The organism is Pseudomonas sp. GW821-FHT03E01 (assembly GCF_059420765.1).
In genome coordinates, this window is the sequence record NZ_JBWKUI010000005.1 from 256,729 (window position 1) to 281,016 (window position 24,288).

23 protein-coding genes and 1 pseudogene are annotated in these 24,288 nt (G+C 60.5%); 17 read left to right on the forward strand and 7 right to left on the reverse strand.

Going from position 1 to position 24,288, the window contains the following annotated elements; genetic code table 11:
* The 8 genes from ccoN (AC07VO_RS10750) (at window position 1) to ccoP (AC07VO_RS10785) (ending at window position 6,902) form a co-directional block, all read left to right on the forward strand.
* A complete protein-coding gene (gene ccoN, locus AC07VO_RS10750) occupies window positions 1–1,425 on the forward strand; it encodes a cytochrome-c oxidase, cbb3-type subunit I (protein ID WP_007942213.1) in 1,425 nt (474 codons plus the stop codon).
* Between the two features lie 10 nt (window positions 1,426–1,435).
* Complete coding sequence (gene ccoO, locus AC07VO_RS10755) at window positions 1,436–2,044, forward strand: cytochrome-c oxidase, cbb3-type subunit II (RefSeq protein ID WP_007942211.1); 609 nt, start codon at window positions 1,436–1,438, stop codon at window positions 2,042–2,044.
* A gap of 3 nt (window positions 2,045–2,047) precedes the next feature.
* Window positions 2,048–2,248, forward strand: a complete 201-nt coding sequence (locus AC07VO_RS10760) for a cbb3-type cytochrome oxidase subunit 3 (RefSeq protein ID WP_018925303.1) — start codon at window positions 2,048–2,050, stop codon at window positions 2,246–2,248.
* A complete protein-coding gene (gene ccoP / locus AC07VO_RS10765; protein WP_086945123.1) occupies window positions 2,245–3,198 on the forward strand; it encodes a cytochrome-c oxidase, cbb3-type subunit III in 954 nt (317 codons plus the stop codon). Before AC07VO_RS10760 ends, ccoP (AC07VO_RS10765) begins: the two co-directional genes overlap by 4 nt.
* Before the next feature lie 482 nt (window positions 3,199–3,680).
* Window positions 3,681–5,123 carry a cytochrome-c oxidase, cbb3-type subunit I gene (gene ccoN / locus AC07VO_RS10770; RefSeq protein ID WP_007942208.1) on the forward strand — a complete coding sequence of 481 codons (1,443 nt, stop codon included), beginning with the start codon at window positions 3,681–3,683 and terminating at the stop codon, window positions 5,121–5,123.
* Complete coding sequence (gene ccoO, locus AC07VO_RS10775; protein ID WP_018925301.1) at window positions 5,123–5,731, forward strand: cytochrome-c oxidase, cbb3-type subunit II; 609 nt, start codon at window positions 5,123–5,125, stop codon at window positions 5,729–5,731. The genes ccoN (AC07VO_RS10770) and ccoO (AC07VO_RS10775) overlap by 1 nt, the downstream gene beginning before the upstream one ends.
* Before the next feature lie 5 nt (window positions 5,732–5,736).
* Window positions 5,737–5,922, forward strand: coding sequence for a CcoQ/FixQ family Cbb3-type cytochrome c oxidase assembly chaperone (locus tag AC07VO_RS10780; protein WP_003175465.1), 186 nt, complete (start codon window positions 5,737–5,739; stop codon window positions 5,920–5,922).
* Complete coding sequence (ccoP, locus tag AC07VO_RS10785) at window positions 5,919–6,902, forward strand: cytochrome-c oxidase, cbb3-type subunit III (protein ID WP_018925300.1); 984 nt, start codon at window positions 5,919–5,921, stop codon at window positions 6,900–6,902. Before AC07VO_RS10780 ends, ccoP (AC07VO_RS10785) begins: the two co-directional genes overlap by 4 nt.
* Before the next feature lie 55 nt (window positions 6,903–6,957).
* On the opposite strand, the gene AC07VO_RS10790 is transcribed toward ccoP (AC07VO_RS10785), so the two are convergent.
* On the reverse strand, window positions 6,958–7,962 hold the full coding sequence (locus tag AC07VO_RS10790; RefSeq protein WP_086945124.1) for a metallophosphoesterase family protein: 1,005 nt from the start codon (window positions 7,960–7,962) through the stop codon (window positions 6,958–6,960).
* Between the two features lie 485 nt (window positions 7,963–8,447).
* Between AC07VO_RS10790 and ccoG the strand changes: the two genes are divergently transcribed.
* From ccoG to AC07VO_RS10830, 8 genes are all read left to right on the forward strand, one after another.
* Window positions 8,448–9,863, forward strand: coding sequence for a cytochrome c oxidase accessory protein CcoG (ccoG, locus tag AC07VO_RS10795; protein WP_007933370.1), 1,416 nt, complete (start codon window positions 8,448–8,450; stop codon window positions 9,861–9,863).
* Window positions 9,864–9,874: 11 nt separating this feature from the next.
* Window positions 9,875–10,414, forward strand: coding sequence for a FixH family protein (locus AC07VO_RS10800; protein ID WP_018925298.1), 540 nt, complete (start codon window positions 9,875–9,877; stop codon window positions 10,412–10,414).
* Window positions 10,415–10,601: 187 nt separating this feature from the next.
* A complete protein-coding gene (locus tag AC07VO_RS10805) occupies window positions 10,602–13,052 on the forward strand; it encodes a heavy metal translocating P-type ATPase (RefSeq protein WP_086945125.1) in 2,451 nt (816 codons plus the stop codon).
* 22 nt (window positions 13,053–13,074) lie between these two features.
* The gene (gene ccoS, locus AC07VO_RS10810) at window positions 13,075–13,293 is read left to right on the forward strand and encodes a cbb3-type cytochrome oxidase assembly protein CcoS (protein WP_007933363.1); all 219 of its coding nucleotides are present in this window, start codon (window positions 13,075–13,077) and stop codon (window positions 13,291–13,293) included.
* Entirely contained in the window at window positions 13,286–13,969 is a 684-nt protein-coding gene (locus AC07VO_RS10815; RefSeq protein ID WP_018925296.1) for a sulfite exporter TauE/SafE family protein, read from the forward strand. Before ccoS ends, AC07VO_RS10815 begins: the two co-directional genes overlap by 8 nt.
* A 117-nt stretch (window positions 13,970–14,086) precedes the next feature.
* The gene (gene hemN, locus AC07VO_RS10820; protein ID WP_018925295.1) at window positions 14,087–15,469 is read left to right on the forward strand and encodes an oxygen-independent coproporphyrinogen III oxidase; all 1,383 of its coding nucleotides are present in this window, start codon (window positions 14,087–14,089) and stop codon (window positions 15,467–15,469) included.
* A gap of 93 nt (window positions 15,470–15,562) precedes the next feature.
* Window positions 15,563–16,297: a fumarate/nitrate reduction transcriptional regulator Fnr gene (gene fnr / locus AC07VO_RS10825; RefSeq protein ID WP_018925294.1), complete on the forward strand. Its 735-nt coding sequence runs from the start codon at window positions 15,563–15,565 to the stop codon at window positions 16,295–16,297.
* Window positions 16,298–16,376: 79 nt separating this feature from the next.
* Entirely contained in the window at window positions 16,377–16,925 is a 549-nt protein-coding gene (locus AC07VO_RS10830) for an adenine phosphoribosyltransferase (RefSeq protein ID WP_086945126.1), read from the forward strand.
* Window positions 16,926–16,961: 36 nt separating this feature from the next.
* Here AC07VO_RS10830 and recR read toward each other — a convergent pair whose 3' ends face one another.
* The 5 genes and pseudogenes from recR to dnaX all read right to left on the reverse strand — a co-directional run bounded on the left by recR (window position 16,962) and on the right by dnaX (window position 21,453).
* Window positions 16,962–17,564, reverse strand: coding sequence for a recombination mediator RecR (recR, locus tag AC07VO_RS10835; protein ID WP_086945127.1), 603 nt, complete (start codon window positions 17,562–17,564; stop codon window positions 16,962–16,964).
* A 75-nt stretch (window positions 17,565–17,639) separates the two neighbouring features.
* Window positions 17,640–18,647, reverse strand: coding sequence for an NADPH-dependent curcumin/dihydrocurcumin reductase (gene curA / locus AC07VO_RS10840; protein ID WP_492573949.1), 1,008 nt, complete (start codon window positions 18,645–18,647; stop codon window positions 17,640–17,642).
* Window positions 18,613–18,702 (reverse strand): annotated as a pseudogene (locus AC07VO_RS10845) (hypothetical protein); the annotation flags it as partial. The gene curA and the pseudogene AC07VO_RS10845, both read right to left, overlap by 35 nt.
* Window positions 18,703–18,953: 251 nt before the next feature.
* Window positions 18,954–19,292 carry a YbaB/EbfC family nucleoid-associated protein gene (locus AC07VO_RS10850; RefSeq protein ID WP_018925290.1) on the reverse strand — a complete coding sequence of 113 codons (339 nt, stop codon included), beginning with the start codon at window positions 19,290–19,292 and terminating at the stop codon, window positions 18,954–18,956.
* 67 nt (window positions 19,293–19,359) lie between these two features.
* On the reverse strand, window positions 19,360–21,453 hold the full coding sequence (gene dnaX / locus AC07VO_RS10855) for a DNA polymerase III subunit gamma/tau (protein ID WP_086945128.1): 2,094 nt from the start codon (window positions 21,451–21,453) through the stop codon (window positions 19,360–19,362).
* A gap of 145 nt (window positions 21,454–21,598) precedes the next feature.
* On the opposite strand from dnaX, the gene AC07VO_RS10860 reads away from it, so the two are divergent.
* Complete coding sequence (locus AC07VO_RS10860; RefSeq protein WP_018925288.1) at window positions 21,599–22,342, forward strand: substrate-binding periplasmic protein; 744 nt, start codon at window positions 21,599–21,601, stop codon at window positions 22,340–22,342.
* A 30-nt stretch (window positions 22,343–22,372) separates the two neighbouring features.
* Here AC07VO_RS10860 and AC07VO_RS10865 read toward each other — a convergent pair whose 3' ends face one another.
* The gene (locus AC07VO_RS10865) at window positions 22,373–24,073 is read right to left on the reverse strand and encodes a putative bifunctional diguanylate cyclase/phosphodiesterase (protein WP_064619141.1); all 1,701 of its coding nucleotides are present in this window, start codon (window positions 24,071–24,073) and stop codon (window positions 22,373–22,375) included.
* Window positions 24,074–24,288 lie beyond the last annotated feature (215 nt).

Sequence of the window (24,288 nt, forward strand, 5' to 3'; positions counted from 1 at the left end):
ATGAACACTTCTATCAGTACCGCCTACAACTACAAGGTGGTCCGCCAATTCGCCATTATGACGGTGGTGTGGGGCATCGTCGGCATGGGGCTCGGGGTTTTTCTCGCCGCCCAGTTGGTCTGGCCCGAACTCAACTTCAATCTGCCATGGACCAGTTTCGGCCGGTTGCGCCCGCTGCACACCAACGCGGTGATCTTCGCCTTCGGCGGCTGCGCGTTGTTCGCCAGTTCGTTCTACTCGGTACAGCGTACCTGCCAGACTCGATTGTTTGCGCCGAAAATCGCCGCGTTCTGCTTCTGGGGCTGGCAACTGGTGATCCTGCTGGCGGCGATCAGCCTGCCGCTGGGTTACACCAGCTCCAAGGAATACGCCGAACTGGAATGGCCGATCGACATCCTGATCACCATCGTCTGGGTGGCGTACGCCATCGTGTTCTTCGGCACGATCATGCAGCGCAAGACCAAGCACATCTATGTCGGCAACTGGTTCTTCGGTGGATTCATCATCACCGTGGCAATCCTGCACATCGTCAACAACCTGGAATTGCCGGTGAGTCTGACCAAGTCCTACTCGCTGTACTCCGGTGCGACCGATGCCATGGTGCAGTGGTGGTACGGCCACAACGCCGTAGGCTTTTTCCTCACCGCCGGTTTCCTCGGAATGATGTACTACTTCGTGCCGAAACAGGCCGAACGCCCGGTGTATTCCTATCGCTTGTCGATCGTGCACTTCTGGGCGCTGATCACCCTGTACATCTGGGCCGGTCCCCACCACTTGCACTACACCGCGCTGCCGGACTGGGCACAGTCGTTGGGCATGGTGATGTCGCTGATCCTGCTGGCGCCGAGCTGGGGCGGGATGATCAACGGCATGATGACCCTGTCGGGTGCCTGGCATAAGTTGCGCAGCGACCCGATCCTGCGCTTCCTCGTGGTGTCCCTGGCGTTCTACGGCATGTCGACCTTCGAAGGGCCGATGATGGCAATCAAGACGGTCAACGCCCTCTCCCACTACACCGACTGGACCATCGGCCACGTTCACGCCGGCGCGCTCGGCTGGGTGGCAATGATTTCCATCGGTGCGCTGTACCACATGATCCCGAAAGTCTTCGGCCGCGAGCAGATGCACAGCATCGGCCTGATCAACGCGCACTTCTGGCTCGCCACCATCGGCACCGTGCTGTACATCGCCTCGATGTGGGTCAACGGCATCGCCCAGGGCCTGATGTGGCGCGCAGTCAACGAGGACGGCACGCTGACCTACTCCTTCGTCGAAACCCTGGTGGCCAGCCATCCTGGCTTCATCGTGCGACTGGTGGGCGGCGCGATCTTCCTCAGCGGCATGCTGCTGATGGCTTACAACACCTGGCGCACCGTGCGGGCCTCGCAGCCTGCCGAAGCCGTCGCTGCCGCGCAGATCGCCTGAGGAGTCCGCCATGAAACACGAAACAATCGAGAAAAACGTCGGCCTGCTGATGTTGCTGATGGTGTTCGCCGTGAGCATCGGCGGCCTGACCCAGATCGTCCCGCTGTTCTTCCAGGACGTGACCAACAAACCGGTGGAAGGCATGAAGCCCTACACCGCGCTGCAACTGGAAGGTCGCGACATTTACATCCGCGAAGGCTGCGTCGGTTGCCACTCGCAGATGATCCGCCCGTTCCGCGCCGAAACCGAACGCTACGGCCATTACTCGGTGGCCGGGGAAAGCGTGTGGGATCACCCGTTCCTCTGGGGCTCCAAGCGCACCGGGCCGGACTTGGCGCGAGTCGGCGGGCGCTACTCCGAAGACTGGCACCGCGCGCACTTGTACAACCCGCGCAACGTGGTGCCGGAATCGAAGATGCCGGCGTATCCATGGCTGGTGGCCAACCCGCTCGACAGCAGCCACACCGAAACCAAGATCCGCGCCATGCGCACCCTCGGCGTGCCGTACACCGACGAAGACATCGCAGGCTCAGTCGCTTCGCTCAAGGGCAAGACCGAGATGGACGCGCTGGTTGCCTACCTGCAAGTGCTCGGCACTGCCATCAAGAGCAAGAGGTGAGTCATGGTCATTGATATGAGCACAGGCCTGATCCGCGGCCTCGGCACAGTCGTGGTGTTCGTGGCCTTCGTCGGCCTGACACTGTGGGTGTTCAACAGCAAGCGCAATCCGCAATTCGCCGAAGCGCGCCTGCTGCCGTTCGCTGACGAGCCGCAACCCGAAACTACCCAAGAATCTGCAACAACAAGGAGCGCCCGGCCATGACCACCTTCTGGAGTGCGTGGATCTGCGTACTGACCATCGGCAGCCTGATCGGCCTGACCTGGCTGCTGATCGGCACCCGCCGCGGCGAAACCAAGGGCAGCGTCGACCAGACCATGGGCCACAGCTTCGACGGCATCGAGGAGTACGACAACCCGCTGCCGCAGTGGTGGTTCATGCTGTTCGCCGGCACCCTGGTGTTCTCGGTCGGCTACCTGATCCTTTATCCGGGCCTGGGCAACTGGAAAGGCATATTGCCCGGTTATGAAAACGGCTGGACCGGGGTGCACGAGTGGGAAAAGGAGATGAGCAAGGCGGACGCGAAGTTCGGGCCGATCTTCGCCAAATTCGCCGCCATGCCGGTGGAAGAAGTAGCGAAAGACCCACAGGCACTGAAAATGGGTGGCCGCCTGTTCGCCTCCAACTGCTCGGTGTGCCACGGCTCGGATGCCAAGGGCGCGTTCGGCTTCCCTAACCTGACCGACAGCGACTGGCGCTGGGGCGGCAGTGCCGAGACCATCAAGACCACCATCATGGGCGGTCGCATGGCGGCCATGCCGGCCTGGGGTGAAATCCTCGGTGAAGCCGGCGTGAAAAACGTCGCCGCGTATGTGCGTCACGAACTGGCGGGCCTGCCGTTGCCAGCCGACAGTGGTGCCGACGTGCAAGCCGGACAGCAACTGTTCAGCACCACCTGCGTAGCCTGTCATGGGGCAAACGGCCAGGGCACTGAAGCCATGGGCGCGCCGAATCTGACGCACCCGGCCGGTTTTATCTACGGTACCAGCCTGGCGCAACTGCAACAGACTATTCGCCATGGCCGCCAGGGCCATATGCCGGCGCAAAACGAACTGCTGGGCAACGACAAGGTGCAATTGCTGGCCGCTTATGTGTACAGCTTGTCCCACGGAGTCGGCACCGAGCGTTTGCAGGCACAAGGCAAAAACGAATAATTTTTGACCGCTCTGCTGCCGCATTCTTCGGAATGCGGCAGTTCCCTGCCTCTTTGCGACCCATTGTCGCACCCTGCCGTTCCCCTTCCTTTCGGTTCACCAGATTCGGGTCTAAGCTTCCTCGGTGCGGACTGGCATGAGCCGGTTCCAGGTCGATTTTACCCGATGTGTTCGACGATTCTGTTCGATGACAGGCCGCAAAGGCTGGTAGATACCGGCTGTCGCGCAAATTGCCGTCTGTCCCTCGATCGTTGCGTTTGAACACACCCCGTTACATCTGACTTGAACCCCTCGCCTTTTTCATCCGCTGCGACATTTTGTCAGAGGGCAATTTTGTCCTTACGCGGCGCATGGAAAGGCCGCAGAATCAGGTTTTGAAAGCATTGACCCAGGTCATGGCGCGTTGCAATGACCCCCCGCTTTCTCCATACTTGCGGCCGATTTTTACTCCTAATAAAACACCCAAACCGTGGAACCTTAGAATGAGCACAGCAATCAGTCCGACTGCTTATAACTATAAGGTAGTCCGCCAGTTCGCCATCATGACGGTGGTCTGGGGGATCCTTGGCATGGGGCTTGGTGTCTTCATCGCCTCACAGCTCGTATGGCCGGAATTGAACTTCGGTCTGCCGTGGACGACTTTTGGACGCTTACGCCCGTTGCACACCAACCTGGTGATTTTCGCCTTCGGTGGTTGTGCTCTGTTTGCCACTTCTTATTACGTCGTGCAGCGAACCTGCCAAACGCGACTGATCTCCGACAGCCTCGCGGCCTTCACCTTCTGGGGTTGGCAAGCGGTGATCGTCGGCGCGATCGTGACCTTGCCGATGGGTTTCACCACCACCAAGGAATACGCGGAACTGGAATGGCCCCTGGCTATTCTGCTGGCCATCGTCTGGGTCACCTACGGTCTGGTGTTCTTCGGCACCATCGTCAAGCGCAAGACCAAGCACATCTATGTCGGTAACTGGTTCTACGGTGCCTTCATCGTCGTGACCGCGATGCTGCACATCGTCAACCACATGTCGCTACCGGTCAGCCTGTTCAAGTCCTACTCGGCCTACGCGGGTGCGACCGACGCGATGATCCAGTGGTGGTACGGCCACAACGCCGTGGGCTTCTTCCTGACCACCGGTTTCCTGGGGATGATGTACTACTTCGTGCCGAAGCAGGCCGAGCGTCCGATCTACTCCTATCGCCTGTCGATCGTGCACTTCTGGGCGCTGATCACCCTGTACATCTGGGCCGGTCCGCACCACCTGCACTACACCGCACTGCCGGACTGGGCTCAGTCCCTGGGCATGGCGATGTCGATCATCCTGCTGGCTCCGAGCTGGGGCGGCATGATCAACGGCATGATGACCCTGTCGGGCGCCTGGCATAAGCTGCGCACCGACCCGATCCTGCGTTTCCTGGTCGTGTCGCTGGCGTTCTACGGCATGTCGACCTTCGAAGGCCCGATGATGGCCATCAAGACCGTCAACTCGCTCTCGCACTACACCGACTGGACCATCGGCCACGTACACGCCGGCGCCTTGGGCTGGGTAGCGATGATCTCGATCGGCGCCATCTACCACATGATCCCGAAACTGTTCGGCCGTGCACAAATGCACAGCACCGGTCTGATCAACGCGCACTTCTGGCTCGCGACCATCGGTACCGTGTTGTACATCGCTTCGATGTGGGTCAACGGCATCACCCAGGGCCTGATGTGGCGTGCAATCAACGACGACGGCACCCTCACCTACTCGTTCGTGGAAGCGCTGCAAGCCAGCCACCCTGGTTTCATCGTTCGTGCCCTGGGCGGCGCGTTCTTTGCCAGCGGCATGCTGTTGATGGCCTACAACGTGTTCCGTACCGTTCGTGCCTCGGACCCGGCTGAAGCTGAAGCCGCCGCCAAGATTGCTGTAGTTGGAGCTCACTGATGAAGCATGAAGCAGTCGAGAAGAATATTGGCCTGCTGGCCTTCTTCATGGTTATCGCCGTCAGCATCGGCGGCCTAACCCAGATCGTTCCGCTGTTTTTCCAGGACGTTACCAACAAGCCGGTCGAGGGCATGAAGCCTCGTACCGCCCTTGAACTGGAAGGCCGCGACATCTACATCGCCAACGGTTGTGTCGGCTGCCACTCGCAGATGATCCGTCCGTTCCGCGCTGAAACCGAACGCTACGGCCACTACTCGGTCGCCGGTGAAAGCGTCTGGGATCACCCGTTCCTGTGGGGTTCCAAGCGTACCGGTCCGGACCTGGCCCGTGTCGGCGGTCGTTACTCCGATGACTGGCAGCGTGCGCACTTGTACAACCCGCGCAACGTGGTGCCCGAGTCGAAAATGCCGGCTTACCCGTTCCTCGTGGAAAACAAGCTCGACGGCAAAGACACCGCCAAGAAAATGGAAGTCTTGCGCACGCTCGGCGTCCCTTACACCGACGAAGACATCGCCGGCGCCAAGGATGCTGTGAAGGGCAAAACCGAAATGGACGCGCTGGTGGCCTATCTGCAAGGCCTGGGCACCATCATCAAAAGCAAACGGTGATTTAGATGGATATCGGGATGATTCGTGGCCTGGGCACCGTTGTTGTGATGGTGGCCTTCATCGGTCTGGCGTTGTGGGTATTCAGCCCCAAGCGCAAGTCGGAGTTTGAAGACGCGACCTTGCTGCCTTTCGCGGATGATCCCGAAGCCATCAAGCACGTCGAGCAAGCTTCTAGGAGTAACAAAGAATGACTACGTTCTGGAGTCTGTACGTCACAGTCCTCAGTCTCGGCACCATCTTCGCCCTGACCTGGCTGCTGCTGTCCACCCGCAAGGGCCAGCGCGCCGAGCAGACCGACGAGACGGTCGGCCACTCCTTCGACGGGATCGAGGAGTACGACAACCCACTGCCGAAATGGTGGTTCATGCTGTTCGTGGGCACCATCATCTTCGCCCTTGGCTATCTGGTCCTGTACCCGGGCCTGGGTAACTGGAAAGGCCTGTTGCCAGGTTACAACTACCTGGATAACGAGAAGCAGACCGCGTTCGCCAACGGCCAGACCGGCTGGACCGGCGTCCACGAGTGGGAAAAGGAAATGGCCAGGTCGGACGCCAAGTTCGGCCCGATCTTCGCCAAGTTCGCTTCCATGCCAATCGAAGAAGTCGCCAAGGACCCGCAAGCCCTGAAGATGGGTGGCCGCCTGTTCGCCTCCAACTGCTCGGTCTGCCACGGTTCCGACGCCAAAGGCGCTTATGGCTTCCCTAACCTGACCGACGCCGACTGGCGCTGGGGCGGTGAAGCGGCAACCATCAAGACCACCATCATGGGCGGCCGTCACGCCGTGATGCCGGCCTGGGCCGAAGTGATCGGCGAACAAGGCGTCAGCGACGTTGCCGCTTACGTGCTGACCAGCCTCGATGGCCGCAAACTGCCGGAGGGCGCCAAGGCTGACCCGGTTGCCGGCCAGAAGCTGTTCGCTGCCAACTGCGTGGCTTGCCACGGTCCGGAAGGCAAAGGCACCCCGGCCATGGGCGCCCCTAACCTGACTCACCCGGCAGCGTTCATCTACGGTTCGAGCTTCGCTCAACTGCAGCAGACCATCCGTTACGGCCGTCAGGGCCAGATGCCTGCGCAGGAACAGCTGCAAGGCAACGACAAGGTTCACCTGCTGGCCGCTTACGTCTACAGCCTCTCTCACGGTGAGAAAGCGCCGGTGGCAGACGCCCAGTAAGGCAAACGCTCGATGCAACAAAAAAGGCCCCGCCAGTGATCTGGCGGGGCCTTTTTCATGGGCGACTGGTGAAAATTGATTTCACCGGCACTTTCGCTACAAGCTTGCGGTTATGCCACTGGTTGTTTTCGACCAGATCGACCTGCAGTTGCTTGCGATCCGCGGAAAAACTGGCAATCAGATAGGTCTCCTGGGAAGCGCTGCCACTGAGGAAAACGGGCACATTCCCCCTATAGGACATGGAACCGCCGTTTTCATGAAGATGACCGGCGAATATGGCCGTCACTTCATATTTTGCGATCATGTCCCTGAAACGACTTTCCTGACCCCAGTCACCCTGCCAGTCATAGGGTTTATGCATGTTGATAATGATCGCGTAACCTTGGGCCCGGGCGACTCGTAAATCATTTTCAAGCCAATCCAGCGCAGCGGTAATGTTAAAAGTTGTAGGATTCAGGGGATGGGAAATTTTGGTTGCGTAAGTCGGCTCATTATTAAGCTGGACCAGATGAACCTCCCCTATATTTTTGGAATAGGCAAGACTGCCCGAATACATCTTATTGAACAAAAAGCCCGTAATCTTCAAATCGAAATCATCTACCTTGCCGGCATGATGCTCTTGATATTCGACAATACTGCCCGCCGCACAACTATTAGTAAAACAATCATCGACATTGTTCTGATAGTCATGATTACCCAAGCCGTACAGATAGTCTTTATTAAAGTACTTCTGCAGCGTCGAATTGATATACGAACGCTGCCAACCATGACCAAACGCCGTCATGTCACCGTTGATCATCAATGGCACCTGCGAGTGCCCGCCCATCTTGCTTCTGAAATCCGCAATACTCGCGAACTGGGTCTCCACCAGCCATTTGGCACGCTGTTCAAACTCGCTGTCAGGTTCATATTCCTCACTGTCCGTTTTATCCGTCCACGGATACTGCGGATCAGACGCGAAGACCATATGAATAGGTGCACCTTCATTTGAATGTGCGACAGATGCCAGCGACAGGATCCACATGCATGCGAATAACTTCGCACCTTTTACAATGTTCATAGAATTCCATTTCCGTAATATTAGATAGGCACGCCGCTATATAACAACGGCATGCCAGAACAACTTATTCCAGAAAATAGAAAACCGCAAACATCAAACAGCGGGCAATTCAGTTAATATATTTCCGACTTGCTTATAACAACTGACGTCGATGCTTTCGCCAGCAGCATAGGAATCCCGTACAGGGAATGTAATGCGCACCCGGCTGAAGCGCCACCGCGTCATACCGCCTTCGATGCCAGGATTTTGCCGGTCGATGCCACCGTAGCGCTCGAATGAGCTCGCCGCCCCCACAAAACCGTCCATAATTCACAAGTCAATTGATTCAAGTCATTACACTGTCAGTTGATTTCCACCAACGTGACCAAAGGTCGCACCCTTGAGTTAGAGCTACAGGCGTATCATTGCGCCACTGCAACACCTCTTTTTGACCGCGGTCGGCACGTACTGACCGAGGCATTTTTCCACTGCCGTGGGATGCAATGATGAGCAATCAGATTCCGGTACACGACGTCACTCCACCCGCCAAGAACGCGAACAACAGCGTCGACCTCTACGCCTCTCGAGAAAAGATCTACACCCGCGCCTTCACCGGTCTGTTCCGCAACCTGCGGATGACGGGTGGTGCCGCACTGTTTCTGCTGTATTTCGGCACGGTGTGGCTGAGCTGGGGCGGTCATCAGGCCGTCTGGTGGAACCTGCCGGAGCGTAAGTTCTTCATTTTTGGCGCGACCTTCTGGCCCCAGGATTTCATCCTGCTCTCAGGCATTCTGATCATCAGCGCCTTCGGCCTGTTCTTCATTACCGTGTATGCCGGTCGGGTCTGGTGCGGCTACACCTGCCCGCAAAGCGTCTGGACCTGGATCTTCATGTGGTGCGAAAAGGTCACCGAAGGCGACCGCAACCAGCGCATCAAGCTCGACAAGGCGCCGATGAGCGCCAACAAATTCCTGCGCAAATTCAGCAAGCACACGATGTGGCTGCTGATCGGCTTCGTGACTGGCATGACCTTCGTCGGCTACTTCTCGCCGATTCGTGAACTGGTGATCGACTTCTTCACCGGTGAAGCCGATGGCTGGTCGTATTTCTGGGTCGGTTTCTTCACCCTCGCCACCTACGGCAACGCCGGCTGGCTACGCGAACAGGTGTGCATTTACATGTGCCCGTACGCCCGCTTCCAGAGCGTGATGTTCGACAAGGACACGCTGATCGTCTCCTACGACCCGCGCCGTGGCGAAAGCCGTGGCCCGCGCAAGAAAGGCATCGACTACAAGGCTCAGGGCCTGGGCGATTGCATCGACTGCACCATGTGCGTCCAGGTCTGCCCCACCGGCATCGACATCCGCGACGGCCTGCAAATCGAATGCATCGGCTGTGCGGCCTGCATCGACGCCTGCGACAGCATCATGGACAAGATGGATTACCCGCGCGGCCTGATCAGCTACACCACTGAGCACAACCTGTCGGGGCAAAAAACCCATAAACTGCGCCCTCGCCTGATCGGCTACGCCCTGGTGTTGCTGACCATGATCGCGTTGCTGGTGACTGCGTTCTTCATGCGCTCGCTGGTCGGTTTCGATGTCAGCAAAGACCGCGTGCTGTACCGTGAGAACGCCGAAGGCCGGATCGAAAACGTCTACAGCCTGAAGATCATGAACAAGGACCAGCGCGACCACACCTACGTGCTCGAAGCCACCGGCCTGCCGGACCTCAAGCTGCAAGGCAAGCGCGAGATCAAAGTCGCCGCCGGGGAAATTTTCAGCCAGCCGGTCGAGTTGTCCAGCTCGCCGGAGCAACTGCCGTCGAGCACCAACGAGGTGAAGTTCATCCTCAAGGATGCCGATGACGCCAGCGTCCACGTTGAAGCCAAGAGCCGATTCATCGGCCCACAAATTCGTTGAGAGAAGTGATCATGCCCGCAGCAACTGCCGCAAGTCCTTGGTACAAGCACCTTTGGCCGTGGATCATCATCGCCATCCTGGCCTGCTCGGTGACCTTGACCCTGTCGATGGTGACCATCGCGGTGAACAACCCGGACAACCTGGTCAACGACAACTATTACGAGGCCGGCAAAGGCATCAACCGCTCCCTGGACCGTGAACTGCTGGCCCAGACCCTGCAACTGCGAGCCAGCGTGCACCTGGATGAGCTGACCGGCGAAGTCGACCTGCGCCTGAGCGGCAACAGCCAACCGAAAACCCTTGAGCTGAATCTGATTTCGCCGACCCAGCCGGAGAAGGATCGCAAGATCACCCTGGCCCGCAGCGAAACTGAACAGGGCCGCTACATTGGCCAGTTGAGCGACAAGGTCGAAGGCCGCCGCTTCGTCGAATTGCTGGGTGTGCAGGATGACAAGACCTGGCGAATGTTCGAAGAAGAACAGGTCAGCCATGCCAAGGATCTGTTGCTCGGTGATGAGCCGTTGCAAGGTGCCGAAGACCTGAAGAAATAGTCACAACGATCTCCTGTGGCGAGCGGGCTTGCCCGCGTTCGGTTGCGCAGCAGCCGCAAGTTGTCTACTCGATCTATCGAGAAGTTCGCGCTGACTGTCTTTGGGACCGCTGCGCGGTCCAACGGGGGCAAGCCCCCTCGCCACAGAGGCCTTTGGGCCTGCCACAATGGTTTTCATGGCAACAAACATGACCAGTCCAACCCCCTGCTACCACTGCGCACTGCCCGTCCCGGCCGGTAGCCGCTTCACCGCCGCTGTCCTCGGGGATACCCGCGAATTCTGCTGCCCGGGTTGCCAGGCGGTGGCCGAGGCCATCGTGGCCGGTGGGCTGGAAAGTTATTACCAGCATCGCAGCGAAGCCTCGGCCAACCCCGAAGCCTTGCCGGTGCAGTTGGTCGACGAGTTGGCGCTGTATGATCGCGCCGACGTGCAGCAACCCTTTGTCCGTCACGAAGGCGAACTCGCCGAAACCACCCTGTTGATGGAAGGCATCAGCTGCGCCGCCTGCGGCTGGCTGATCGAAAAGCATCTTCGCAGCCTGCCGGCGGTGGCCGAAGCACGCCTGAACCTGTCCAACCATCGCCTGCACGTGCGCTGGGCCGACGCGCAATTGCCGTTGAGCCAGGTGCTCAGCGAATTGCGCCACATCGGTTACGCCGCTCACCCTTATCAGGCCGACCGTGCCAGCGAACAACTGGCCAGCGAAAACCGTCTGGCCCTGCGCCAACTCGGGGTCGCCGGGTTGCTGTGGTTCCAGGCGATGATGGCGACCATGGCCACCTGGCCGGAATTCAACATTGACCTCAGCCCCGAACTGCACACCATCTTGCGTTGGGTCGCGTTGTTTCTCACCACGCCGATCGTGTTCTACAGCTGTGCGCCGTTCTTCAAAGGGGCGATGCGCGATCTGCGCACCCGGCACCTGACGATGGACGTCTCGGTGTCACTGGCAATTGGCAGTGCCTATATCGCCGGGATCTGGACCTCGATCACCGGGGTCGGCGAGCTGTATTTCGATGCGGTGGGAATGTTTGCGCTGTTCCTGCTGGCTGGGCGCTACCTGGAACGCCGCGCCCGGGAACGAACCGCCGCCGCGACCGCACAACTGGTCAATCTGTTGCCCGCCTCCTGCCTGCGGCTGAGTGCCGACGGCCAGAGCGAGCGGATTCTGCTCAGCGAGTTACGCGTGGGCGATCAGGTGCTGGTGCACCCCGGCGCGATCCTGCCGGCCGACGGCAAGATCCTCGACGGTCAGTCGAGCATTGACGAATCCCTGCTCACCGGCGAATACCTGCCGCAGCCACGAACCCTGGGCGACGCTGTCACCGCTGGCACCTTGAACGTCGAGGGTGCGTTGACCGTGGAGGTCCTGGCGCTGGGTCAGGACACGCGCCTGTCGGCCATCGTCCGCCTGCTGGATCGCGCCCAGGCCGAAAAGCCACGGCTGGCGGAAATCGCCGACCGCGCCGCGCAATGGTTCTTGCTACTGACGCTTATCGCAGTGGCCGCCATCGGCCTGCTCTGGTGGGAGCTGGATTCATCGCGAGCGTTCTGGATTGTCCTGGCGATGCTGGTTGCGACCTGCCCGTGCGCCTTGTCCCTGGCCACGCCGACCGCCCTCACCGCCGCCACCGGCACGCTGCACAAACTGGGGCTTTTGCTGACGCGCGGCCATGTACTGGAAGGCCTGAACCAGATCGACACGGTGATTTTCGACAAAACCGGCACCCTCACCGAAGGTCGGCTGGCCTTGCGTTCGATCCGGCCGCTTGGGGCACTGGCGAGCGATCAATGCCTGAGCCTCGCCGCCGCCCTGGAAAACCGTTCCGAACACCCGATCGCCCGGGCTTTTGGCCGCGCGCCGCTGGCCGCCGAAGAGGTCCACAGCATGCCGGGCCTGGGCCTTGAAGGCTTGGTCGGCGCGCAACGCCTGCGCATTGGCCAACCGGGTTTTGTCTGCGAGCTCAGCGGTGCTCAAGTGCCGATGATGCCCGATGAACCTGGCCAATGGCTGCTGCTCGGCGACAGCCAGGGACCACTGGCGTGGTTCGTCCTCGACGACCGTTTACGCGCCGACGCCCCCGCTCTGCTGGCGGCCTGCAAGGCTCGCGGCTGGCGCACCTTGCTGCTGTCCGGCGACAGCTCGCCGATGGTCGCCAGCGTCGCCGCCGAACTGGGCATCGACGAGGCCCGTGGCGGTTTGCGTCCGGACGATAAATTGCAGGTGCTGAAACAACTGCACCAGGAAGGCCGCAAGGTGTTGATGCTCGGTGACGGGGTCAACGACGTGCCGGTGCTGGCCGCCGCCGACATCAGCGTGGCGATGGGCTCGGCCACCGATCTGGCAAAAACCAGTGCCGACGCGGTGTTGCTGTCGAACCGCCTCGACGCGCTGGTGCAAGCCTTCAGCCTGGCCCGTCGCACCCGTCGGGTCATCATCGAGAACTTGCTGTGGGCAGCGCTGTACAATGGCCTCATGTTGCCATTCGCCGCCCTCGGCTGGATCACTCCGGTGTGGGCCGCGGTCGGCATGTCCATCAGTTCGTTGACCGTGGTGTTGAATGCTTTGCGCCTGACTCGCCTGCCGAGCGCGCCAGCCACCAGCGCCACGCCAGAAACCCGCCCGCTGCCGGCCTGAGCCGCGCGGGCATGGAGTCCAGATGCCAGCTCTCTACGTGATGATCCCGGCCGCGCTGCTGATCGTGGCCATCGCTATCTACATCTTCTTCTGGGCGGTCGACAGCGGTCAGTACGACGACCTCGACGGCCCGGCCCACAGCATCCTGTTCGACGACCAGGACCCGAAGCACACGGCAGCGGTCGACGAGGCCAGCGGCCACCCGGCCAAACCCGACGACAAGGCGCCACCCCATGCTTGAGTTGGCGCCACTGTTGGTCTCTGCGCTGATCCTCGGCCTGCTCGGTGGCGGCCATTGCCTGGGCATGTGCGGCGGTTTGATGGGCGCGTTGACCCTGGCGATCCCCAAGGAACAGCGCAGCCGACGCTTGCGCTTGTTGCTGGCCTACAACCTGGGGCGGATTCTCAGCTACGCCGCGGCCGGCCTGCTGATCGGCCTGGCTGGCTGGGCCGTGGCCAATAGCCCGGCGGCGATGTTCATGCGCATCCTCGCCGGATTGCTGCTGATCGCCATGGGGCTGTACCTGGCCGGTTGGTGGAGCGGCTTGACCCGCATCGAAAGCCTCGGTCGCGGCCTGTGGCGGCATATCCAGCCGGTGGCCAACACACTGTTGCCAGTGTCGAACCTGCCCCGCGCCTTGCTGCTCGGCGCGCTGTGGGGCTGGCTGCCGTGCGGGCTGGTTTACAGCACATTGCTGTGGTCGGCGAGTCAGGGTAATGCGCTGGACAGTGCGTTGCTGATGCTGGCGTTCGGGTTGGGCACCTGGCCGGTGCTGCTCGCCACAGGCCTGGCCGCCGAGCGGGTCACGGCGTTGTTGCGTAAACGCAGCGTGCGCATGACCGGCGGCTTGTTGGTGATGGTGTTCGGCATCTGGACCTTGCCGGGGCCGCATCAGCATTGGCTCATGGGGCATTAGCCCCCTCGCCACAAAAACTATCGCTATCGCCAATCACCGTTGATGCAAATCAAGATGCCGCAACGCCGCCCCCCCTAGACTCGCCGACACTGCCAGCCTATCCGGGGGAATGCCCGCATGCTCGACGCCATTCGTTGGGACACAGATCTGATCCGCCGTTACGACCTGGCGGGGCCGCGCTACACCTCGTATCCGACGGCCGTGCAATTCGACAGCCAGGTCGGCACCTTCGACCTGTTTCATGCCCTGCGCGACAGCCGCAAGGCGCTGCGGCCGTTATCCCTGTATGTGCACGTGCCGTTCTGCGCGAACATCTGCTACTACTGCGCCTGCAACAAAGTCATCACCAAGGACCGAGGCCGCGCCCTGCCCTATTTGCAGCGCCTGGAACAGGAAATCCAGCTGATCGCCTGCCACCTCGACCCCATGCAAAAAGTCGAGCAACTGCATTTCGGCGGCGGCACACCGACCTTTCTCAGCCACGATGAACTGCGTCAGCTGATGGCCCGGCTGCGCAAGCATTTCAATCTGCTGGACGACGATTCCGGCGACTACGGCATCGAGATCGACCCGCGCGAGGCCGACTGGTCGACCATGGGCCTGCTCCGGGAACTGGGCTTCAACCGGGTCAGCATCGGCCTGCAAGACCTTGACCCGGCGGTACAGCGGGCGGTCAATCGCCTGCAAAGCCTGGAAGAAACCCGCGCGGTGATCGACGCCGCCCGGACTCTGCAATATCGCTCGATCAACATCGATCTGATCTACGGCCTGCCCAAGCAGACGCCCGAGAACTTCGCCCGCACCGTCGACGAAGTCATCAACCTGCAACCGGACCGGCTCTCGGTGTTCAACTACGCCCATCTGCCAGAGCGCTTCATGCCGCAACGGCGGATCAACAGCAACGATCTACCGGAACCGGCGCAGAAGCTGGAAATGCTCCAGCGCACCATCGAACAACTGACGGCCGCCGGTTACCGCTACATCGGCATGGACCACTTCGCCCTGCCCGATGATGAACTGGCGATTGCCCAGGAAGAGTCGACCTTGCAACGCAACTTCCAGGGCTACACCACCCACGGTCATTGCGATCTGATCGGTCTGGGGGTATCGGCCATCAGCCAGATCGGCGACCTGTACTGCCAGAACAGCAGCGACCTGACCCAGTACCAGAACGCTTTGGCGTCCGCGCAACTGGCCACCGCCCGTGGCCTGCTGTGCAATGCCGACGATCGCTTGCGCAGAGCGGTGATTCAGCAACTGATTTGCCATTTCAACCTGGAATTCGCGGAAATCGAGCAGGCCTTCAACATCGACTTTCGCGGTTACTTCGGCGAACTCTGGCCACAGCTGCAGGACATGGCCAAGGACGGGTTGATCGAGCTCGACAATGAACGGATCACCGTACTCCCCGCAGGCCGACTGCTGGTGCGCTCGGTGTGCATGGTGTTCGATGCATACCTGGAACACACCAATCGCCAGCGCTTTTCACGAGTGATCTAATGCCTTGCGGTTAAATTGTCGCAGGCTGGTCCGAATGTCCTCCCGTGGGGTACCCTTACGTCTTATGCGTGTTTTCCCACAAGGATTAAAGAAATGTCCGAGCCAGTAAAGCTGCGCGCTCATAACCAGGCCCATTGTAAGGATTGCAGCCTGGCCCCTCTCTGCCTGCCACTTTCTCTGAATCTGGAAGACATGGATGCGCTGGACGATATCGTCAAACGTGGTCGCCCGCTGAAAAAAGGCGAATTCCTGTTTCGCCAGGGCGACACGTTCGATTCCGTTTATGCAGTACGCTCCGGCGCCCTGAAGACCTTCAGCCTGAGCGATGGCGGCGAAGAACAACTCACCGGTTTCCATTTGCCGAGTGAATTGGTCGGTCTGTCGGGCATGGACACCGAAAAGCATCCGGTCTCGGCGCAAGCCCTGGAAACCACTTCGGTGTGCGAGATCCCGTTCGAGCGCCTCGACGAACTGGCCCTGCAACTGCCACAACTGCGCCGTCAGTTGATGCGCGTGATGAGCCGCGAGATTCGTGACGATCAGCAAATGATGTTGCTGCTGTCGAAGAAAACCGCCGACGAGCGCATCGCCACCTTCCTGGTCAACCTGTCGGCCCGTTTCCGCGCCCGAGGCTTCTCGGCCAACCAGTTCCGGCTGAGCATGTCGCGCAACGAAATCGGTAATTACCTGGGCCTGGCGGTGGAAACCGTGTCCCGGGTGTTCACCCGCTTCCAGCAAAACGAACTGATCGCCGCCGAGGGCAAGGAAGTGCACATCCTCGACCCGATCCAGCTCTGCGCCCTGGCCGGTGGCTCGATCGAAGGCTGACCCTGTTGACGGTGGCTGAGCGAAACGGTTCAGCCACCGTTATACTGCGACGTTTGCAGCCCGCCAGGACACTTCGACGATGGTCATCGACTCCTTCGACATCAAATCACTGATCCGCCCCGTGATCGACTTCCCCAAGCCGGGCGTGATCTTTCGCGACATCACCCCGCTGTTCCAGTCGCCCACAGCCCTGCGCCTGGTGATGGACAGCTTCGCCCATCGCTACGTCGAGGCCGACTTCACCCACATCGGCGCCATGGACGCGCGCGGGTTCCTGATCGGTTCGATATTGGCGTATCAGCTGAACAAGCCATTGGTGTTGTTCCGCAAGCAGGGCAAATTGCCTGCCGACGTGCTGGCCGAAGGTTACGCGACCGAATACGGCGAAGCCTTCCTCGAAGTCCACGCCGACAGCCTGTGCGAGGGGGATTCGGTGGTGCTGTTCGATGACCTGATCGCCACCGGCGGCACGCTGATTGCGGCGGCCAACCTGGTTCGGCGCATGGGCGCGCGGGTGCATGAAGCCGCGGCGATCATTGACTTGCCGGAACTGGGTGGTTCGCAACGGCTGGAAGACATGGGGATTGCGACTTTCTGTCTGACGCAGTTTGCGTTGAGCGATAAGTAAGGCAGCGCCTGGAAGGCGTCAGCCCAGACAGCACCGTTACAGCGAAATCGGCTTACGCCCGGCAAACGAATGCGCCAATGTCCCGCCATCCACCAGTTCCAGCTCGCCACCCAACGGCACGCCGTGGGCAATGCGCGAGGCAATCAGGCCCTTGTTGCTGAGCAACTGGGCGATGTAATGCGCCGTGGCCTCGCCTTCCACCGTCGGGTTGGTGGCGAGGATGACTTCGGTAAACGTGCCCGCCTCTTCGATCCGCGCCATCAGTTGTGGAATGCCGATGGCTTCCGGCCCCAACCCGTCCAGAGGCGACAAGTGGCCCTTGAGCACGAAGTAGCGACCGCGAAAACCGGTCTGCTCCACGGCGTAAACGTCCATCGGACCTTCCACCACACACAGCAAGGTGTCGTCGCGGCGTAAATCGGCGCATTGCGGGCACAGATCGTCTTCGGTCAGCGTGCGGCACAAACGGCAGTGGCCCACCCCTTCCATGGCCTGGCTCAGCGCCTGGGCCAGTCGCGAACCGCCGCTGCGATCGCGCTCAAGCAGTTGCAACGCCATGCGCTGGGCAGTTTTCTGACCCACACCCGGCAAAATTCGCAGGGTATCGATCAGTTGGCGAATCAAAGGGCTGAAGCTCATGGGGAAAAAGTCCGACATAACAACGAGACGCGGTTTATACCCGCGCCTCTGTTTAGCGTCAAATAGCAGCGCCAATTACTCAGTCGGCGCCACCCGCACCACCAGTTTGCCAAAGTTGCGTCCTTCCAGCAGGCCAATAAATGCCTCGGGCGCGTTCTCCAGGCCGTCGACCACGTCTTCACGGAATTTCACCTTGCCGTCACGCACCCAAGGCGCCATGGCGCTGATGAACTCTGGCTGACGGTCGCCGTAGTCGTCGAACACAATAAACCCCTGAATCCGCACGCGCTTGGTCAGCAGCGTGCGCTGCAATTGTGGCAAGCGATCCGGCCCGCTCGGGGCTTCATGGGCATTGTAGGAAGCGATCAGACCACAAAGAGGAATCCGCGCCTTGGGGTTGAGCAGCGGCAACACCGCATCGAACACCTTGCCACCAACGTTTTCAAAGTAGATGTCGACGCCTTTGAAGCAGGCCAGCGCCAATTCGTCGGCGAAGTCCGGGCGCTTGTGGTCGATGCAGGCATCGAAGCCCAACTCCTCGACCACGTAGCGACATTTTTCAGCACCACCGGCCACGCCGACCACCCGCAGGCCTTTGAGCTTCGCCACCTGGCCGACCACCGAACCCACCGCGCCGGAAGCGGCCGCCACTACCAGGGTTTCGCCCTCTTTGGGTTGGCCAATGTCCATCAGCCCCATGTAGGCGGTCATGCCGGGCATGCCCAACACCCCCAGCGCCATCGATGGACTTGGCAGCCCGGACGGGAGCGGAATGATGTTGCGCCCGTCGCTGATGCTGTGGCTCTGCCATCCCGTGGCGCCGACCACCAGATCGCCCTCCTGGAATTTCGGATTCAGCGAACGCTCGACACGACTGACAGCCCCACCGGTCATTACTTCGCCGATTTCTACCGGTGCCGCGTAGGACGGCGCGTCACTCATACGACCGCGCATGTAGGGATCCAGCGACAGATACAGCGTCTTGAGCAGCACCTGACCGTCGGCCAGATCCGGCAACGCTACCCGTTCCAGGCGGAAATTCTCCGGTGTCGGCGCTCCCACCGGGCGAGACACCAGGACGATTCGTTGGTTGAGGGTCAATGCTTGTGGCATGTGAGCGTCTCCTTGATCGATGAATTTCGGCGGTATAGGGAGCAGACCGTTGTGGGGATGGCGCGTTCGATGTTTCTACTTTTCACTGTGGCGAGGGAGCTTGCTCCCGCTGGGGCGCGTAGCGGCCCCACTCTCTACCTGAAAAGAGGGGGACTGCTGCGCAGTCCAACGGGAGCAAGCTCCCTCGCCACAGGGGTTGGCAAAAACCAGCCGGAAACAAAAATGCCAGGCGCGATGCCTGGCATTTTTTTAACCCATCCGACGCGCGTTGGCGAATCAGAATGGCAATTTCATACCCGGTGGCAGTTGCATGCCAGCGGTCATGCTGCCCATTTTTTCCTGGCTGTTGGCTTCGATCTTGCGCACAGCATCGTTGACGGCGGCGGCGAATACAGCCTCCAGCATCTCTTTGTCGTCTTCGCTCAGGCCTTCGACCAGGCTTGGGTCGATGGTCACGCGCTTGACGTCGTGACGACCGGTCATTACCACGGTGACCATATCGCCACCGGCCTTACCGGTGACTTCGGCGTTGGCCAGCTCTTCCTGCATCTTGGCCATTTTTTCCTGCATCTGCTGCGCCTGCTTCATCAGGCCGGCCATGCCACCTTTCATCATGGGAATCACCTCAAAAGTACTTGGATAAAAACAGCGCCCGGCGAGTGCGGCCAAGCGCCTTCAGTTATTAGCCCTGACTGACCAGGGCCTCGACAGGTTCAATAGTATCGTGACGGACCACCGCCCCGAACTGCTGCATCATTTGCTGGATGAACGGATCGCCATGGATCGACTCCTCGGCCTCGCGCTGACGGTCGGCACGACGCCGGGACGCTGCCTGGGCCGGGGTTTCCTGCTCAGGCTTGATCAGCTCGATGCTCAGGGTCAGCGTGCGCCCGTGGTGCTGGTTCAGCGCATCGTTGAGGCGACGTTGTTGCGTCGCGTTGAACAGGGCGCTGTGAGCCGGGTCCAGATGCAACAGCCAATTGTCGCCATCGACGGCGATCAGCGTGCAGTTGGCGGCGATGCTGCCGGTCATGCCGGACACCGGCAATTTCGGGAACAACTCCAGCCATTGCAGGGCCAGGCCGGTGGCCGGCATCGCGGCCGGTTCAGGCTCGGGCTGCGCCGCAGGTTCGGCGGTGTGCTCACTGGCCAGATCGTCGAGGTAGCTGTAGGCCGAATCCATGTCCGGCTCGATGTAATCCTCGTCCAGCGGCGGCTCGTCATCCAGGTCGATGCCTGGCGTGGCGGCATCGACTTCGGCCACGGACGGTTCCGGAATCGGCGCAGCGGCCCACTCAGGCGCATCCGGCACCACGCTGTCCGGCGTCGGCATGGGCATCGGTGGTAATTCGGGTTGTTCGCCGGCCGTCTCCAGCATTGGCTCGACGGCGGGCTGCTGGACAACCTCGGGCTCTACCGGATCGTTCCAGGGCAGATCGACGACTTCTTCGACCGCTACAGGCTCGACCACGGGCTCGGGCTCAGGCACCGCCACCAGCGCAACAGGTTCAGGCGCAACGGCCGGGACAGGCGCGGGTGCTGGTGCAACCACGGGCGCCACCGGAACCGGTACCACGGCCGCAGCGACTACCGGCGCAACAATCGGCGCGGCAGCCACTGAGTTTGCGGAATCAACTGTGGCCTGGCTGATCCCCACTGGCTTTAGCGGTTGCCTCGGAGCGTCCTCGGTGTCTGCTGGCCGGAATGCGAGCATTCGCAGCAGGACCATTTCGAAACCGCCGCGCGGATCCGGCGCCAGCGGCAAATCCCGGCGACCGATCAGGCCCATCTGGTAATAGAACTGCACATCTTCGGCCGGCAGTGCCTGGGCCAGTGCCAATACGCGATCACGGTCGCCATGACCGTTGTCGACACCTTCAGGCAGGGCCTGGGCGATGGCAACACGGTGCAACACGTTGAGAATTTCCGAGAGCACGCCGTTCCAGTCCGGGCCTTGCTCGGCCAGATGGCGCACGGCTTCGAGCAACGCCTTGGCGTCGCCTTCGATCAGCGCATGCAGGACGTCGTAGACCTGGCCGTGATCGAGGGTGCCGAGCATCGCCCGCACGTCGGCGGCCAGAACCTTGCCTTCACCGAAGGCGATGGCCTGGTCGGTCAGGCTCATGGCATCGCGCATCGAACCGTCGGCGGCGCGACCCAGCAGCCACAGCGCATCGTCTTCGAACGGCACGTTCTCGACGCTCAGCACATGGCTCAGATGCTCGACCACCCGCTCAGGGGTCATGTTCTTCAGGGAGAACTGCAGGCACCGCGAGAGAATCGTTGCAGGAAGTTTCTGCGGATCGGTGGTAGCCAGGATGAACTTGACGTAGGGAGGCGGCTCTTCGAGGGTTTTCAACAGCGCATTGAAGGAATGGCTGGAAAGCATGTGCACTTCGTCGATCAGGTAGACCTTGAAGCGCCCGCGGCTCGGCGCGTACTGCACGTTGTCGAGCAGTTCGCGGGTGTCTTCGACCTTGGTCCGGCTCGCGGCGTCGATCTCGATCAGGTCGACGAAGCGGCCTTCATCGATTTCGCGGCACACCGAGCACTCGCCACAAGGCGTCGAAGTGATACCTGTTTCACAATTCAGGCATTTGGCGATGATCCGCGCGATGGTGGTCTTGCCGACCCCGCGGGTACCGGTAAACAGGTAGGCGTGGTGCAGCCGCTGGCTGTCCAAGGCATTGATCAGAGCCTTGAGCACATGGGTCTGGCCGACCATTTCGCGGAACGAGCGCGGACGCCATTTACGTGCAAGAACCTGATAACTCATCGAAAACCGTCGCAGCGAAGGAAGCAGAAGCGGCTAATGCTAGCGGAGCAAGGCCAAAATTGCATCCGGTGCGCTCGTCTATTCTGGCTAAGCTGCACTTTGAGGAGCTTTTATCAGCTCAGGCTTGAGCCGTACCGGAGCATTTATGCACTTTGCCTTGGGGGCACTGCTATTCGTCAGCCTGAGCGTCGCGGCCGCCGAAGTGCCGTTGCGCTTTGTCGTGCCGGACAGCTGGGCCATGCCCTTGGTGCAAATCGAGCGCGACCGGCCGACCCAGGGCATTCTGCACGACATCATGCTTAGCCTGGCGACTCAGGTCGGCGCGCCGGCGCAATTTCACGTGTTGCCTCGGCCGCGAGTACAGAACGCCATGGAGCACGGCGAAGCCGATGTGCGCTGTTTCGTCTCACAAGACTGGTTGTCGACCCCGTCCGGCGACTATATCTGGAGCGTTCCGCTGCTGGTTCAGCGCGACATGCTGATTGGCCGGCAAGGCCCACCCGACTCTGTCAATCCAGCGGACCTGCCACGACAGTCGATCGGCACCGTGCTCGGCTATAGCTACCCGACCCTGCAACCGCTGTTCGACGCCGACCGGCTGCACCGCGAGGACGCACGCAATCAGGAACAGGTGCTGGAAAAACTGCTGGCTGGACGCTATCGCTACGCGGTGAGCAACCAATGGACCCTGGACTGGTTCAACCAGCGCCTGCTGCCCGACCAGCAACTGAAAAGTGTCGCGCTGGTGCAGGAACAGCCTATCAGTTGTTACATGCGCAATGACCCCAAAGTGCCGGTACAACGCATTTTGCGTACGTTGCAGCAAATGAAAACGTCGGGGGAGATCAATGACATCATCCGGCTCTATACCGGTAACCCGACCCCGTAGCAGCTGCCGAAGGCTGCCATATAGAGCGAGTCAGGCTATTTGATCGAGTGCCTGCCATTGCGACGGGGCGACAAACCCCGCCACCCAGGCCGGCACCTCGGAGGGCGGCATCGGACGGGCGATGAAATAGCCTTGAGCGACTTCGCACCCCAGCCGCAACAACAACTCACCGTGCTCAAGGCTTTCCAGCCCCTCGGCAATCACCTGCCGACCGAATGCGCGGGCCAGGCCAATCACCGCCGTGGTCAGGGCCAGGTCATCCCGATCATTCAGAATGTCACGCACAAATGACTTGTCGATCTTGATAGTCTGGGTGCGTAAACGCTTGAGATAACTCAGGGACGAATAACCGGTGCCGAAATCCCCCAGGGAAAACTGCACCCCCAACGCCTGACAGGCCTGCAAACAGGCGCTGACATGCTGGATATTCTCGATCGCCACCGACTCGACGATTTCCAGGTCGAGCATCCGCGGGGCAACCTGAGCATGCCGAGCGAGTACCTGTCTGAGCCGGTCGACGAAATCCGCGCGCTGAAAATGTCGCGCCGCGATGTTGATACTGATCGGCCAGCCCTGCCCCACTTGCTGCCAGCGGTGCAACTGCGCCAGCACCTGGTCCATCACCCATTCGCCGATATCGATGATCAGGTCAGTATCCTCTACCAGCGGCAAAAACTCCCGGGGCGGCACCATGCCGTTTTGCGGGTGCTGCCAACGCAACAAGGCCTCGAAACCGACGACCTCGCCACGACGCATGTTCACCTTGGGCTGAAAGTGCAGGCGAAATTCACCGGCGACCAGCGCCTGACGCACCCGCTCGACGGTCTGGTGCGTGGCCTTGACCTCTTGATCCCGGGACACATCGAACAGATGAAAGCGGTTTCGCCCGCGCTGCTTGGCCACATACATTGCCTGGTCGGCGTGGCGCAGCAGGGTTTCGGCATCTTCGTTGTCGTGGGGAAACAGGGTGACGCCGATACTGGCAAACACATTGATGTCCTTGCCGTGCAATGTGTAAGGCGCCGAGATCGCCCCCAGCACGCGACTCAACGCCGCGCGCAATTCCGGCAGATCACGCACGTAACGCAACACCAGCACGAACTCGTCACCGGCCAATCGCGCCACCACATCTTCGCCGCGCACAATGTCACGCAGACGCTTGGCCACTTCCACCAGCAACATATCGCCACTGGCGTGACCGTAGCCGTCGTTGACCGCTTTGAACCCGTCGAGGTCAAGCATGCACACTGCCAGCGGAATGTTTTCCTGCCGGGAAAACTCCAGCGCCTGATCCAGCAAATCCGACAGGAACGCGCGATTGGGCAGCCCGGTCAGCACGTCATGCCCGACCCGCCATTGCAGGGATTGCAGCAATTGGCGTTTTTCGCTGATGTCGAAACGAATCGACAGGTATCGGTCAACGAGCCCGGTGGTGTCGTCGAGCACCGGCACCATTGTGCTGTCGACCCAATACAACCTGCCATCCTTGGCGCGATTACAGATTTCGCCCTTCCAGACATTGCCCAGAGCAATGGTGCGCCACATGGCAGCGAAGAAATCGGCGGAATGCAGGCCGGAGTTCAGCAGGCGATGGTTTTGCCCCAGCAATTCCTCGCGGCTGTAGCCGGACACGACGCAGAATTGATCGTTGACGTAAGTAATCCGGCCGTTCAGATCAGTCTCGGAAAAAATTGCGGCGGCATCCACGGCCCTGCGGTATTTCTCATCCATGAGTGAGGCTCACTGTCGCTAGCGGAGGTACCGCTCGACCAGTGCAGGATGCCCGGAAGAGATGTTTTGAGACGTACAGCGCAGAGACACGTTATCACTCCATGAACAGCATTTGATGGCCCCTGGACCGCCGAAGATCAACTAGTCTCGGGCAAGGTAGCAACACCGACTCTGGTAACATTTCGCGAGGGTTTCAGACCGCCAACGACTTCTCT